4 protein-coding genes are annotated in these 16,163 nt (G+C 45.7%); 1 reads left to right on the top strand and 3 read right to left on the bottom strand.

Annotation, left to right across the window (positions count from 1 at the left end):
- Positions 1 to 82: 82 nt before the first annotated feature.
- Genes AB4517_RS01680 through AB4517_RS01670 form a run of 3 tightly spaced genes read right to left on the bottom strand, consistent with a single transcriptional unit; the run spans position 83 to position 15,031 of the window.
- Positions 83 to 1,033, bottom strand: a complete 951-nt coding sequence (locus AB4517_RS01680) for an OmpA family protein (RefSeq protein WP_372147795.1) — start codon at positions 1,031 to 1,033, stop codon at positions 83 to 85.
- 60 nt (positions 1,034 to 1,093) lie between these two features.
- Positions 1,094 to 4,609 (bottom strand): hypothetical protein, encoded by a 3,516-nt coding sequence (locus AB4517_RS01675; protein ID WP_372147794.1) that lies wholly within the window; start codon positions 4,607 to 4,609, stop codon positions 1,094 to 1,096.
- A gap of 27 nt (positions 4,610 to 4,636) precedes the next feature.
- Positions 4,637 to 15,031 (bottom strand): hypothetical protein, encoded by a 10,395-nt coding sequence (locus AB4517_RS01670; protein WP_372147796.1) that lies wholly within the window; start codon positions 15,029 to 15,031, stop codon positions 4,637 to 4,639.
- A gap of 306 nt (positions 15,032 to 15,337) precedes the next feature.
- Between AB4517_RS01670 and AB4517_RS01665 the strand changes: the two genes are divergently transcribed.
- Positions 15,338 to 16,163, top strand: an 826-nt coding sequence (locus AB4517_RS01665; RefSeq protein WP_372147793.1) for a helix-turn-helix transcriptional regulator, incomplete at its 3' end; no start/stop codon positions are given.

The raw sequence follows: 16,163 nt of genomic DNA, 5'->3' as shown, positions 1-16,163 counted from the left end.
CTTAAGTGAACGGCATTACCCAACGTATGGGGCTTTTTGCGTTTTATTGTAAAGGCAACTATTCGTTATTCTTCGGTGAACTCTAATCGCTCTCGCTGCTCACCGCTTCTTGTTCGCTGCCAGCAAGAGCTTGCTGTTCGGCGGTAATATCAGATTCTTTGAACACAATGAACGCGCGGCGGTTTAATGCATAGGCTTTTTCAGAGCGTTCATTAATCGCAGGCTGCAACTTACCAAATGACTTCACTTCCCAGATGAACTGCTTAGGGTCGAGTTTGGTTTTGAGGTATTCAACCACCGTTTCTGCGCGGCGCTCTGCCAGCTTTTCATTGTAAGAAAGTGAACCCGCTTGGTCGGTGTGCCCTGCCACCATTATGCTACCTTGCAGGCCGCTCAACTTCGTTGTGAAGTCATCTAACTGAGTTAGGTCTTCTTGCTTGAGTACTGACTTATCGAAATCGAAGTGCGGCGTCATTGCCATATAAACTTTACGTTCTGGTTTTGGCGGCTCACAGAAAGGCATCTCTTCGTACTTCTGAGCTTCTTCAAACACGATAAATGCACGGCGGTTCTCCGCTCGGTCTTTATCTGTCTTACCAAACAGAAGAGGTTGAGTCTCACCAAGATGTTTCACTTCCCAGTCATATTGCGTTGGGTCTAGTTGCCCTTTCAAATAATCTGCGACCGATTTAGCACGGCGCTGTGAAAGGCGCTCATTATATTCGAGAGAACCCTTGAAATCAGTATGGCCGACAATCGTGATGCGCCCTTTTAAGCCTCTGATCTCTTTAACAAAGGTATCTAAGTTGATCTTGTCGAGGTCGCGTAATTGATATCTATCAAAGGCAAAATGTTCTGCGATGGCAATGTGTACCTCACGCTCTGGCGCCAAACACTCGCTGATTAAAAACTTAGACACATCGATGCCAGCAAACTTGTCTCGGTTCTCCTGACTCACGAACGTGTCGGTTGCACAGCCGGACAGCAACAAAGTACTCATCACTGCGCTTATTAGGAAAATAATTGTTTTCATCTTACTCTTAACTGTCACTTTGAATTCTCAACTCTTAACTTTCGACCCACTTGGGCAGGCTTAGATCTTACCGACTAAGTTAATGAACACACCAGATGCGTCGTAGTCATCATCATTGGTTAAGTCACTATCAAACGCAGAGAAGTTATAACCAATCCCCATTTTAAAGTTCTCGCCAATGTGCTTGTTCACCGAAACTAGCGCACCGTGTTCTAGCTCATCGTTGAGTGTGTCTGTTTTCCAGTGGTATTCACCCGTCACATCCCACTCTTTCATCACTCGGTAAGAAGCGCTTAATCCGTATAGGTCGATATCGCTTTTAACCAGCTCATTCGAACCAGATGCTCGTTCAAAAGCTTGCTGTTTGTCTTTATGGGCGTACTTAGTACCGATATCCCAGTGTTGGTCAATCGAATAGATCGCCTCAACTTCAATGATCTGACTGGTTTCGTCTTGATAATCCACATCGCGATCCAGTTGATCGAAATCTGCAATATACGTGTAGCGGCTCAGTAAGTTGAGTCGATCGTTGTAGATCGGACGATACGCGAGGCCGCCAGTGGCTTCGGTAAATTGCGCCATGGTTTCGCCCGTGGTTTCGCTTTCGGTGATGGAGTAGTTGTACTTACCAAATAGCGTGTACTCTTCCGTTAAGTGATGCGTGTAACGGTTGGTCGTCACGATTTGTTGCAGTTCTCGCTGAGCGATGTCAGGGTCGTCTTCACTCTTATCCACTCGATATTCAAATTTGTGGCTTAGGGTGATGTCATCTAGGTCAATTGAAGCATTGAAGCTAATAGATTCACGCTCTGTGGTGATGTTCTCGTCATCTTTAATTTCCCCAAGCTGATAACCGATCCCCATCTCGACATCTTCCGTCACGTCGTAACCAAAGCCGTACGAGTCGATACGGCCATGACCGTCGTTTTCATCAACAAACTGGTTCTCTTGGTAGAAATCGACACTGCTAGTCAGGTCTGCACGCTGACCAACAATCACGTTGTTTTGACCTTCGTAGTTATCATCTACATAAGTTACGTAGGTTGAGTGGTCATCGGATACATCGTAAGTCACAGTCGCTTCTGCTACTTGGCCTCGGTCGCCATCGGTGTATTCGCCACCAAGAGACAAGTCTTCCAACACTTGGAATTCAGCACCAATCGACGCGCTGTCGTTTTCATCATAGTCATCCGACTGGTCGACGGTCTTTTGCCCTTTGACGTAAACGCTGTTCTCACTGTCCCACATGTATTCCAAACGCACACCCGCTAAGGTGGCATCACTGTGCTCGTCGTTTTGGTTAAGCTCTTCAGTTTGTTGCCCTGCCGCCGAAACCTTAATGTGCTCGGTGATTTTAACTTGAGTCTCAATCTCAATCGTTTCAGTATCTGTTTCTAGATTACCATCGACATCGCGCTCTTCATTGGTCGAGAAGCGAGAGAGAACCGCCAAGCGATCGGTAGCTTGCAAACGAAGTTCAGCACCGTATGCCTCTTGCTCTAAATCATCGCTGCTGCTTGCGTAGCTGTATCCCGCGTCTTTGTCTCGATACCAAAGTTTCAGGTCATTACCAACAGCACCAAAAATGGTTGGAGCAAGATCATAAAGGCTGGTGACAGCTGTGATTTGGACACTGTCGCCCTCGCGGTCTTCCAATGTGTCGCCAATTGGCGTAAAGGTTAAGCCGCCATCAACAGAGACAAAATTCGACTCGGTTTGCCTGCCTTCACTGTGTGCAAACTCAGCCTTAATGTAGGTACCTTCTGTTGCACGCAACGTTAAGTCCGTACCGTAAGACTCGTAGTCTTGGTTGTCCTTTTCTTGAGTTGCATACGTCACGCCAACACCAACGTAATCGTTGATCCAACCTTTAGCACGACCACCGTAAGACATCGCGTCTAATGAATCTGAACCTTGTGGAACATACTCATAATCGACAACCAGAAAGTTTTCGTAATCATCGCCGTTTTCAATCACGCTACCAAAGCTATCGGATAGGATGTTGTCGAGTGGCTTGGTCAAAATAATTCGACCTTGGTATGGGTCAAAATCATAGTCGACACCCGGCTCAAGTGGGATTTCATTCTGCACTAGGCCAGATTCATCTTTTACTTTTACATAAACCTTGTCGCTTCCTGGTACCGCTTCACCATGACGAAGAAAGTACAGAGAACCGCCTGTGCCCAAGAACTCATCGTGTGCATACAACGAGTCTGCTTCTGCGGTAAAACCAACCACGTTCAAACGATCTTCACCATATTGTGTAGTATCGCGAGTGCGATAATCGGCTTTGAAACCATAGAGGCTACGGTTGTAATCGTTGTTCTCGGTGCCGGTTAAACCCGTGTTGTAGTTACCCCACAAGTATTGAGACTTATCGTATTCAACATTGAGGTAAACCTTGCCTTTGGTGTTGACCACTTTTTCGATGTTTGAGCTGTCACCATAGTTACCGTAATAAAGCTCATCGTCGTCTTCGAGGATATCGAACACATCCGAATCGTCGGAGGCGAACGGATGTTTGAACATGTCTTTGATTTCACTTTCTCGCGTATCAAAGTGAGTCGTTACACGAAGTTTGTCGCCAAATTTACCCTGACCAAAGTACGCTAAGCGACCTTGGTTGTAGATGTCATCTTGGTACTGGTCATCGACACTTAATGCATCGCTATTACCAGACACATTATTCTTACCAACATAAAGATCAGCCAAGCCAGTTTGTGCGTAGTACGTATCTGGAATACGAACGTAAAGCTTGTAACGACGTTCATCACCGTTATCAAACACAACCTTGGTTGGAAAAATGTAGGAATCTGTTGGTAAGTACTGCTCTGCGTATAAGTTGCCATCTTCGACATCAAATTCATCTTCACCGATGATGACTTTATCAACGCCTTTCAAACCGGTGCCGATGAACTTCGCTAAACCCGCATTGGTCGGGATGTTGTGACGCATCAGCTTTGCCTGTCCGTAACTTTTACCTTTGCTCTCTTCATCGTCGTTATCGTTTCGGTCGATATCGACTTCAGAGTCCGGCTTAACTAAGTCAGTCACACCAACGGTGGTCACATCCATGTTGCCATCTTTGTCCCACGCTTTTAGGCGGAACATCAGCTGCTCACCGACCTCAAACTGATAATCAACATCAGTTTGACCATCCCAATTGATGTCAGAGTCGTTCGCCAGTTTATCGCCTTCAAGCACAGCGATTGGCTCAGACAAGCCAAAGTCACCCACTCGGTACACTTCCAACTGGTACTTTTTGATGTAGTAACCGTAGTTGGTGGTAATGGTGAAACCGACGCTGTCACGCAGTGTGCCTTGTTCGACTTCTAATTCATCGCTGACACTGACATCTAATACTGGGTCAAAGCGAGTGATGTCACGGCTTGCCCAAATAGCGCCTTGCTCTAAGTAAATACGCGAGCTGTCTTGGTCTTGGTTCGGCTTGGTGATTTCAATGCCAGTCGTCTCAGAACCGAGTTTTTCAAGCTTACCTGTGTCTTTCGCTACCGCCATCACAGGAATGGCCGTTAACACACACGTCGCTAAACGAGACTTACTAAATACTTTCATACAATTTCCAGTTACGGTTCCAATGGCTTACTTCTGTTCACTTTGTTGGTCTTTGCGATGAACGCTAAAGTTGAACTTGGTGAGCTTGTTCGGGGTAATTCGCAACACTTTTGGGTTTTCGCTCACCACTTCCATGGAGGTGGAGAGCGAATCAGTGTCCAACTTCACGAGGAAGTTCTTACCTTTCTTATTGAGTACCCATTGGTCGGGCACGTGGTAACGACCGTACTGGTCTGTGTAAATAACGATTCCCTCAACCGTCATCAACTTAACGCCCGGAATACCATCTTCGTAAATACCTTTGTTCTCGATAACGATTTCCCACAGGTAATCCTCGCCATCGCGATACAGGTTTCTGGTTACGTTGAGGTTTTCCGCGCTCAGTCCCTTTTTCTTGTCCGATTCATGCTTAAACTGAATCTGACCTTGTGCGTCGAACTCGATACGAGAGCCCGCATCGGTTGTGACGTAGAAATCAAAGCTTTGCTGTGTGCGAGTTTTAAATTGAATCACCACTTTGCTGGTTTCTGGCAGTGTTCGGTTCACTGAATGTCCCCAAAGGTCACCAAGCTCCAAACCTTGTTCAAGTGCAGTGGTTATCGCACCATCTTGAATAGCAACGTCTTGACCATCACGAATGATGTGCGTCGAATCAGCGATGTAGCCTTGTGTTGCTAAGTTCGCAGTTAGCTCAACATCAAACGCGGTTGCATCAGCTTGGAATCCATCTTTGTTATGATCTTCAAAAACTTTACCGATGATCGATGAGGTATCGAACACCTTGTCCGGCTCAATGGTCACTTTGGCGGTGTCTTCATTAGAAACAGCCGAGCCATCAACCTTCGCTACTGCGGTGTTGATGTAATCACCAAAAGTGGCACCTACCGAGACACGCAATAAGTAACGAATACGCAGCTTCTCGCCCGGATCAAAGTTCAACGATGTGAACATTAACTTGCCCGTATCTGATGGATCTTGAGAGATAACCTGATCGTCTTCCGTACCGAACTCACCATCAATGCCGCTTAGCACAACTTCTGATGTATCCACGATGTATTTCAGACCACCTGGGTAACGGTCTTCCACAGTCACGTTCTTAAAGTAAGATTCATTGTTGTTCTCAACGATGATCTCGTACTCAACCGCATCACCCACTTGCGCGGTATCTTGCAACGCAGACTTGGTCAGCTCCAACTCTCCAGAATTATCAGGAATCTTCTTGATATGAGTAGTTACACTGTCGCTGGTTTCGGTACCGTCAGATTCGGTCGCCGTAAAGGTATTGGTAATGTCGTCATCCAAGCCCTTACCTAGCGTACCCACGACCTCAAACGCGTAAGCATTTCGTTTGTTGGATTTCAGGTTAACGGTAGTGTCTAAGTCTTTATTCGACGGGAAAGAATGACGCTGAATAACCGCGCCTGAGTCGTCGACTTCCACACCTTCAATTGTCCAATCGATAAAGACTTTATTACCTGTGCTGTTTTGTAGTCCACTGATCTCATCGGTTAGACGAACATTAGCCGCGTTACCTTGACCGTTGTTGGTCACGGCTAAGTAATAAGTGACACTGTCGTCATCTTCGGTGTATTCAGGCTTATCAGAACGTTTTTCAACAACCAGATCAGCACCCACTGGCGGCAAATCCAAAGCAGATACTTGATCTGCCACTGCCTGCATCGAGGTTTCAGAGGCCAACATGCCTTTAGAACGAGCGCGCATCGCTGGGCTACCAGTTAAGTCGAGGTAGTATCCAAGCACATCGATATTAGTCAGCATGTCTTCGTTGACCGTCAATGTGAACGTGTAATCAATCTTGCCGCCCGGCGATATGTCGACCAAGGTGAACAGGTCTTTGTCGTCATCAAAGGTGCCAGGTTGAGTTTCAGCCCCTTCTGATGTTGCCGTTAGTGTCCATTCATCAAACGCATTACTAAGATTACCATCAATATGATCACCCATGGATTCAGAGAACTGGGTGTAAAGCGCGACATCTTTGGCTATACCTCGGCCTATGTTTTGCACCACTAAGTGATACTCAACCTGCTCTCCCGGCACGTAATACGGGGCATCGGTAAACAGCTCAGCTTGAACCACAGCCGCAACTGTTTGAACTGGAGGACTGATAACATCGCCGCCATCTACTTGCGCAGTATTAATGATGTGTCCGGTCGCGGTATCGACTACGGTGCCTTTTGAGCGGAACACAACTGTGCCGTGCGGTGCAATATCCACACTGTACTCAATCGGGCTAATTTGCTCCGTCGTCGTTCCTACCGTGGTTGACTCAACAACCAAAGAAGTGGTTCCAGCAACAAAAGCAGGCCCAGTGGTACCATCGTAATAGCCCACCTCTATCGTGCTCATGTCATCGACAACACTTAAATCGCTGATGTAGTTGTTAGAGGTGTTTTCAATGGTAATCAAGAATTCCAGCTCACCACCCGGCTCATACTCGGTTTGTACGTTAGTTTTCGTCGCAACAAACTCAGAGTCTTTCGGTGTCATGACTACCGTTGAGTCTTGTGGTGTTCCGTTATAAGTGATGGTTGCCGTGTTACTGATATCGCCAATCGCCGTCGTACGAATCAACGCCTTAACATGGAATGTCACGGTACTTTGTGGCGCCACATCCATACTCACATCGATATCTTCACTCAAGTCGAACGTCTTGGGAGTGACAACAGAACGATCATCCGAGGCGTCAAAGCTCACTTCCCATAGTAGGAATGCCGACTCTTGTTTATCCGCGGTCGTGTCGACTTGAATGTCACTGATGATGTCTTGAAGTTGAACACCAGATGCAAACGCATCAGAGCTGTTGGTTACGGTGATGTCGTAGTTAATCAGCTTGGTTACTTCATACGATGGCGTATCAACCGTCTTCTTGACCGAAACCGTCGCCAACACTGGTGTACTGGTAGCACTGTCATCAAATGTTGTGCCGTCAAAGGTCGCTGATGCGATGTTAGTAATATCGCCTGTCGCCAACGGATTAGTCGCAACTTGAATAGTGAAAACAATACTGTCTTGAGGCGCAATATCGAGCGTCTCATGAAGGTCTTCACCACGGGTTGCATCCGGTACTGGGGTTTCACCGGTTGTCGATACCGCCGATATTTGGATTGAAGCAGGGTCAAAAGCTTGTTCAGTCGTACCACCTGCAATCGTGGTTTCAACCGACTTCAGCGCATCTTCAATAGCAACATCTTCAGCCCAACCTAAGCCGTTATTCTTAACGGTCACGGTGTACTGAAGTGTTTCTCCCGGAAGGTACTCTGCTTTATCGACATCTTTAGTGATCTCAACTTGCGCATCTTCTGGAATGTAGGTCGCGTCTGCAGAGTGCTCACCGTCGTCGCTATCAACTTTAACGACGTTAGTGATCTCGCCTTTGGCCTTATCATTAACAGTGTTGGTCACGACAAATGAATAACTGTCACCCGGGTGAATGCTGTAAGTCGCACTATAACCCTGTGCGTTATTAACCACATCTTTGCGAGCGTTCAGGGCTGGATCGCCACTGCCATCAAGCTGTTCGTCGCTAATGATCCAATTACCTGTCAACGCTTGCTCTTGATCTGGGCTGTTAGCCACCTCTGTCATGATGGTATCGATGCGATCCGTCAGGACTTGATCGACAAGGTAACCTTCACCTGTGTTAGCCACGGTGATCTTGTATGAGATAGGTTGACCCGGTTGATACTTAGCATCAGGTTCTGCAATTGGCGTCGTTTCTTTGGTTAGAACCAATTGACCCGACTTCGGAGTGATAAAGCCTTCTCGTAAGCGAGCGATCTTCGAATCGTCCAAACCATGTCGTAGATAAGCCGTATTGGTAAAGCGCCCAATCGCATCATCACGAACCTTACCTTGAACGTGAATACGGACAGCTGTGTACTTATCACCACCACCCGTACCAGCATCGTCACGCCCAGCCATCTTGATCGATTCAACAGGTAAATCGATGTCTGGACTGTTTTGACCAACTAGCTTATCTAACTCTGAAAAATCATTAGCGTCAGGGTCTGATGGCGCGGAGTTATAAAGCACATTGTAATCGACGCTCCACTCCGTGAGTGCGGTTTGCATCGAACCATCGACAGTTTCGACTTCGAAGCCACTGATGATGTCGCGGATTGAAAACAGGCCAGAATCCACATCATCGTTGGTAATATCGATGTAGTAATTCACCGTTCCACCAGGTACGTACGTAGGTGTATCTGTCCACTTATCAACTAGAATGTTCGAGCGGCCAGGGTTGAGGACAATATCGTTGGTGTTATCGCCATTCACTTGTGCTGTATTGGTGATGGTACCTGTCGCTGACGTAGAAACTCTGCCTTTCACGTCAAATACAATGTGCTCACCTGGGCGAAGGTCGACAGTTGCATTCAATGGTACACTGCCGTTGTAGTTACCTTGCACGTCGTAAGTGCCAACAGGTTCAACCGCAATAGCCGTTGTCCAACTAGAGAACGCATCATCACCATCTTCAGTTTTGATGGTGTGAATCGCATCGATAACACTCACGTCATTTGCGACGCTATCGCCAGTGTTCTCTAACGTAACTTGATACTCAACATCACCACGTGGTGCGTAGGTACAGCTACTGCCATCGTTTGAAGGAACTGAACAACCAGCCGATTCACCATCGGTGTAAACCAAGGTTTTGAAATAGTCGAGCTCAGCTTCTTGAGGTGGGATAGTTTCTGACGTCGCAGACTCATTTTCTGCCGTCACTCGGTTGGCTTCGATAGTTCCCAAAGCGTCATCACGGATAACACCCGTTAAGTTAAACGTCAGTATTTCACCTGCGGCAATATCGGTTTCAATATTCAGGTTATTGTTTGGGTTATAGCTAGGAACATAGGTATCGACGTTGGCATCAATACCATTACTGATTTCGTGAATGATATCGCCCGAAACAAAGGCAGACTCCATTGTTCCGCCAATAACCTCAACTTGGATATCCTTTACCGTGTCTTTGATTTGAATATCATTCGCCCAACCGTTTTCAGTGTTAGTGACCACAAATTCATACTCAACTTCGTCACCCGGCAGATAGGTATCCCCATCATTGAACGGGTTGCCGTTAATCGACACCACGCGTTTTTCAACACTGATATTATTTCCTAGTGGCATTAGAGTCGCAGTACGAACCTTACCGTCATAATTCGCTTTGTTTTGAATATCGCCCAACGCATCCTCACGAATCTCAGCATGGATGGTGAACGTTAGGCTTTCTTGAGGCGCGATAACAATGTCGTTATCAATATTGACGTTATTACCAGAAACGAAGTCAACCGCGTCTGTAATCGAACCTACCGCTGCCGTTTTTTCTAGCTGCACTTCCCAACCAGATAAAAATGGCTGGCCGACAGGGTCAGTGCCAGACGTCGAGGCATCTTCTGCAATGCGAGTCTGAATTGCAGAAATAGTATCTTCAAGGCGAGAACCATACTCAATACCATTACCCGTGTTCTTAATTTGAACTCGGTAGTAAACCTCACTTTCACCAGCGACTTGAGAATACTCAGTCTTTGCCGAGGAGAGGCCTGCGTCATAAAACGCTTTTTTAGAGAACGTGACTTCAGGATCCGCCATCGTTGATGGTGGCGATACCGCGATCAACTCATTGCCATTGTCTTCGTCGATGAAAGCTTTGTTGGTAAAAGAACCAACCGCTTTCGGACTGATCTTGGCTTTTATGACATAGCGGACAAACGCTGACGATGCAGCTCGGCCAAAGTTGTCTGCCGAGATATCGAAGTGAGTATCAATCGGCTTATTGTCTTGGATTGAGTTATCAACATCTGGGTTGGAAATACCTGAGCTATCAGTGAATGTTTCAATCGTCCAGCTATCAAAGGCAGGGCCACGCGTTCCATCAAAGTATTGAGTGTTAATTTGGTCGATGTCATCACGCAAGCTCATATCATCAACGTGGGCGCTCGCAATGTTCTCAATTAAAATTTCATACTCAACATAACCACCTGGCATGTAGTTAGTTGCGCCAACCAGTTCGTTTTCATCCGTGTCGTAATACGCCAGAATGTTCTTTTCAAAATCAACTTTTCGAGCTTCTTGACGAATATCATGAGATATCGTGTCACCATCAACGGTTAGAACGTTAACAACATCACCATTGGCTTTGTCATTGATGGTCGCGACAACTTGGTACTCAAGCTTAGCGCCCATCGGAATATCGGCTTCAACATTTAGGTTACTGTTGGTTGATGTGTAAACATTGCCAGCACCTGCGCCCGCATCCACATACTCAGAATCAGTTCCAGTTGCGATCGATGTGATGGTCCAATCTGAATACGCTGGTCCTGTATTACCATCCACTAAGCTGACCGTAATATCTTCGAGGTTATCGACGATTGGAATATCGTGAGCGTTACCTTTGCCGTCATTCTCAATCACTAAGTGATAGGTCACGGTTTGAGCGGGCTCGTACACCGCTTCATCAGTCGTTTTATCAAAATCTAAATGGTAGTCATCGGGAATCACGACGGTATCTCGATAATGAATATCACCGACCGCATCCGGTCTTACGGTACCTGTTACTGTGTAAGTCACGTCTTCGCCAGCATCGATATCAATCGAGGTTACGATGTCAGTGTCGTTCGCAACATCACCGTCTTTGGTACCATCTGTTGTACCCGCGTTCGCAGGATCGCTCTTAGCAACCGCCACCGTAAACTTGTTTGAACCTACCGAATCATCGAAAAATGGATTACCTGAATTGCCATCTTGTAGCTCCACTGATATGTCATTAATCAGTTCGTTAACGTCTACGTTGTTTCGATAACCATGTCCATCTTGAGAGTTGTACCTAATGGTATAAGTCAACTCATCTCCCGGAGAGTAGCGGTTAATGTTAGTAGTGCGAACAACGCCGCCACTGTTATGTACCTGATGGTTTTCAGCCACGGCACGTTTGGCATACTCACAATCGTCAGTACAACCGGCATTATCGTCATGAATCAGCACGGCTTCGTTGCGGATTATGCCGCCGTCTCTGTCAGCGACACCGTTAGATACCGCATTGTCTTTGACATGCGCCTTAATACGCACCGTGACAAAGTCTTTGGCCGGAATTGAAACTGGGAACTCCACATCTTCAGTCGTTTGAGGGCCGAAACCAGAGCCAGTATCAACAGACCAATAGTCAAACGGGTTTTGATTAAGAACATCTTCTACTTCACCATCTTTATCATTCGCTAGCGTAGTAGTGATCTCACTCAGGCGATCCATGAAGATAAGATCGGTCTCATCAGTGTCGCTGTTATTGCCAATAACGATGGTGTAGGTGAGATCTTCACCCGGCGTGTAGCGGACAACATCGGTCGTTTTGGCTAATGAAACATTGATGTCATAGGTACTGTGTGAGTTATCTATTTGAGCGGAAGAGCTGTGGTCACGGTCTGTAATAGGATCGTAAACATCAACACGGTTCGATACTTGTTCTTCTTCATAGTCAGACTTAACAATGCCGCTCACCTCATAGTGAACCCACCCTCCGGGAGTGATATCAACGTCGGTATCGATGTCAGTGTCGTTAGCAATGTCACCGTAACGAGAACCCGGTTTATCTGTGTTGGTCGAACCTACAATTGTCCAACTATTAAAGAAGTTAAGCGCTGAAATACTATCTTGTACCGTTGCGTCATTTGCATAGCCAACACCGCGGTTATAGATATAAATATCGAACGTAGCGCGCTCACCTACAACAAAGTCGGTATTTTGAGCGGTCTTAGCGACTACAAGATTCGGCTCGCTAGGATAGGTACGTACCGTATCCGATAGATTAGTATCTGGTCCCGTCACTGTTGCGGTATTGGTGAATGCTCCCCAAAGAATCTCACTGTCGACACTGCGATCGAGTGTCCCAACAATGGTATAAGTAATCGTCGCACCTGGCGGGATCTGAGCGGTGGCATCCAGATCATTGTTATCCGAGAACGATCCAGGGTCAGTCACGGCTTTCACCCACGGGGAGTCTGCCTCTCTTTCTGCACTGATCGTCCACGAAGAGAACACGGGCTTGGTTTCACCCGGCTCGTGAAGTAACTCTGCTTCTATGGTACTGATTTCATCTTTAACATTGATGTTAGAGGCGAAACCGTTCCCTGCTGGGTTGGTAATGCTGATCGTATAAGTGACAGTATTGGTGGTGTCGGTATACGCGTTTTGTTCGTCATGACCATCAACACGCTTATCCAATACTAAGTAGTAATCTCGTGGGTATGAGCCTCTATCGGAATAAAGTACGCTGTCAACCGTCACTTCATTACGGATTTCATCATCGGCAATGGGGTTTACGATCGCGGCAATGCTATAAACGATCTTATCGTGTGGAGCTAGCTTTGCCTTCACATCTAAGATCTTTTGATTCTTCTGATTACCTTCTATGTCATCAGTAAAGCCGGGATCACTGTTTGTCGAAATTGAGCCGTCAGAGGCATAAGATTTCGCAGTAATAATCCAGCTCAAATACGCTTTAGTCGGTGTATCATTAATAGACTGAGTCATGACAGAGACTAAATCATCATAAACCGGTATATCAATCGCATAGCCGTCACCGTTATTCTCTACCGTGATGTCGTAGTTCAGGGTACCGCCAGCTGAGTAGTAACGAGAATCCACTTCCTTTTGGACCTTTAATTTCGAGTTTGGCATTTGGACGCCAGAACCCGACTCGCCTAAGTTATCCCCTAAGCACAAGCCGGCATCGGTACCATCATCAACAATCTGCCCCACACTGGTGTCTGCCACTTTTGCGGTCAGCTTATAATGAACGAAGCCCTCAGGTGCGAGGTCGACTTTCAAATTGATGTCGTTTGTTGTCCAAGTATTGTAATTAAATGAACCATAATTCGATCCCTCACCACTTCTATCAGCGACTTCAAGCTTCCACTCGGAAAATGCTGAAGCATTAGAGCCATCCGCTTGCTCTGTCACGATACAAGCAAATTTATCGACAACTTCGATATCGTTGGCGAAGAACTCTGTGTCCTTGTTAGAAATAACAATGTCATAGACCACTTCGTTATCACCGACTATCCCCGGAACATAAGTCGTATCTGTGGTGTTCTTATTACGTGTAATTTGACTTGATGACGTCGTCAGAACGTCTTTCGAATCGAGAATATTGGCCAAAGCATCGCCAGAATCTGCGTGGCCATCAGCATCAACCACTCGGGCTGCAACTTGGGGAATTTGACCAATAGACACAGGGCTAACGTCCACCACAACGGAATAAACAATCTGCTCACCGGGATAGATAGACACTTTGTCTTCTATTGACTTGTTGGACTCCTTTCCAGATGCATTGAGTTCAGAAAGGCTATTAGAACCGATCGAGGTCACTTCATTGGTCCAAAAATCATAAGGATTACCAACCGTGTCAGTTGCGTTCTTTTCGTTGCTGACATCGTTACCTAGATCGGTTTCAAGATCCGCAAGAAACTGCTGAACCGAATAATGGTAAGCAATACCGGAGCTTGCTTGGTTGGCAACAGTGACCGTATAAGAAAACTCATCGTCGACTAGGTAGTTATCCGATTGGTTCAAGGTATGTGTCAGGGTGACACTAGGCTCAGTGGGCGGAGTGATAACCTCATCAACTGTAACCAAGTCATCGCGTGTTTCTGCAGTTATGTCGTCATTAACAATGTCGCCAACTAAATTGTCGGCAACGGTCGCTTGAATTTCGTAAGTTAAAGACCCGCCTATATCAATCGACGCGCCACTTACTGATAAGTCCCCTGATTCGGCGAAGGTGCCTGGATCGCTTTTGCTGCCTTCAACCTTGCTAACTGAGTTAACGTTATCAGTAAAAGCTTGTTGCAAAGCCCCTTCAATATTGAGTGCCTTTATGTCTGAAATGACATCTTGAACGTCGATCGTCTGAATAAACGTATCGCCAGTGTTCGAAACCTTAATCTTATAGGTGAGTTTGTTATTGAGTTGATAGTTCGTCTTATCGACCGAAACAACAACATCATGTTGGTACACACCGCGCTGAATGGATTCTGTATTTGATTCAATAGCATCCAACAGTCCAGTGCTCGCACTTGCGACGTTATCAATCGTACCGGCTGCGTCAGCAGAAACGGTGGCGACCATGGTGTAGGTCACCGACCCACCAGCCGCAATACGCACACCTGATGCATCTAAGTTTCCGAAGCGACTGTAATCACCTGGAGATGAAAGGAAGGAGGATTGCGCTTGAGTCGAGACTTGCGAGAACGCGTTGACATTATTCCCTTGGTCATCTGTCGTTAAGATATTTAACAGCTCATCTTTAACGTCCAACTCAGCGATAGCTTTATCCGACTCATTCGTTAAAACAAGCGTATAAGCCACCTCTTGGTCGTTGTCGTAAGACGCGCTGTCAACAGACAGATCCATAACAAGACCCGTTGTGTCCGCATAGGAGGCAAATGGAAACAATAGAATGGATAAGAAAAAGGCAAGATTGTATCTGAACATTAACGCGCACTTCACAGTAGATTGACAAGCGTCTAGGCAAAAAGCCATAGATTTGACGTCACTAATTTGGCACCTAGCCTGTTAGGGACATGCGCAACATACAGTTCAAATAATCCGAACAATTAACATCCGTAAAAAACAAATTACTGAAGATGTTAAATAGAGAATCCGATGTCTAAACTAGAATCAAGACATTGAGTTAATTATCAGAAGGTTAATGTTTTAATGAGTGAGTTTTCACAGTTGTTACGTAACTTCAGAAAGGAACTTCAATTTACACAAACAGAGTTTGCAACCTACTTAAATCAGCTGGACGATGAGTTTAATGCGGTTGACGTCGTAACGATAAATCGTTGGGAAAACAGTAAGGTAAAGCCTAGTACATACAAAGCACTCAAGATCTTACAGCACCTTGGCGGAGATTTGTTTGAGACAATAAAGAGCTTTAAATCCGAACAAAAAGACACACTAATCGAACTGTTTTTAAACGAATCCTATGGCTCATTTCAAAGTAGAATTTCAGCTCTATCAGGCCTGAATCAACAACAAGGCAAACGCAACTTTAAGTCACGGCCTTTAATGTCAGAGCCGTGTGACACTGGCGTTATCGACAGAATCAAACTACTTTCTAAATTCACAAAAGTCGATATTTCGCCACTGGACCAAATTGATTTATATCTCTACTACTGTGAGAAAAAAGCACATGGTCACAAGCTGATCAATGTTGATGGCGACATTGTGAGTCACAACGTAGGCTTTTTCTTTGAAGACCATCAATTTGAAACATTAAAAACTCAAGAGCTAGATCTAAGAATGGCCTGCTCTTTAAATTCAAGCAAAAGCATAAATTATTTTAATATAAGCTCACACTCAGAGACAAAAGATCATGTTATTGAGCATATAGTTTCAGATATACAGTTACTTTCTCAGAACAAAAACATTAAAAAATATTCTGTTTTAGTAAAAGACCCCAACATGATGAAACTCTTGAAGGGCGTGGGGTTTGAAGTATTTAAATTTTCAGAACCTTCTGCTAAAAAATGTAATATTA

The sequence above is a fragment of the Vibrio sp. 10N.222.52.C3 genome (genome assembly GCF_041474195.1).
Lineage (GTDB): Bacteria > Pseudomonadota > Gammaproteobacteria > Enterobacterales > Vibrionaceae > Vibrio > Vibrio crassostreae_C.
The sequence above is the reverse complement of the archived record's forward strand: the minus strand, read 5'-3'. Positions and strand labels throughout refer to the sequence as shown.

Coding starts and splice junctions, on each gene's coding strand:
- AB4517_RS01680 (WP_372147795.1), bottom strand. CDS start 1,033: ATGAAAACAATTATTTTCCTAATAAGCGCAGTGATGAGTACTTTGTTG.
- AB4517_RS01670 (WP_372147796.1), bottom strand. CDS start 15,031: ATGGATCTGTCTGTTGACAGCGCGTCTTACGACAACGACCAAGAGGTG.
- AB4517_RS01675 (WP_372147794.1), bottom strand. CDS start 4,609: ATGAAAGTATTTAGTAAGTCTCGTTTAGCGACGTGTGTGTTAACGGCC.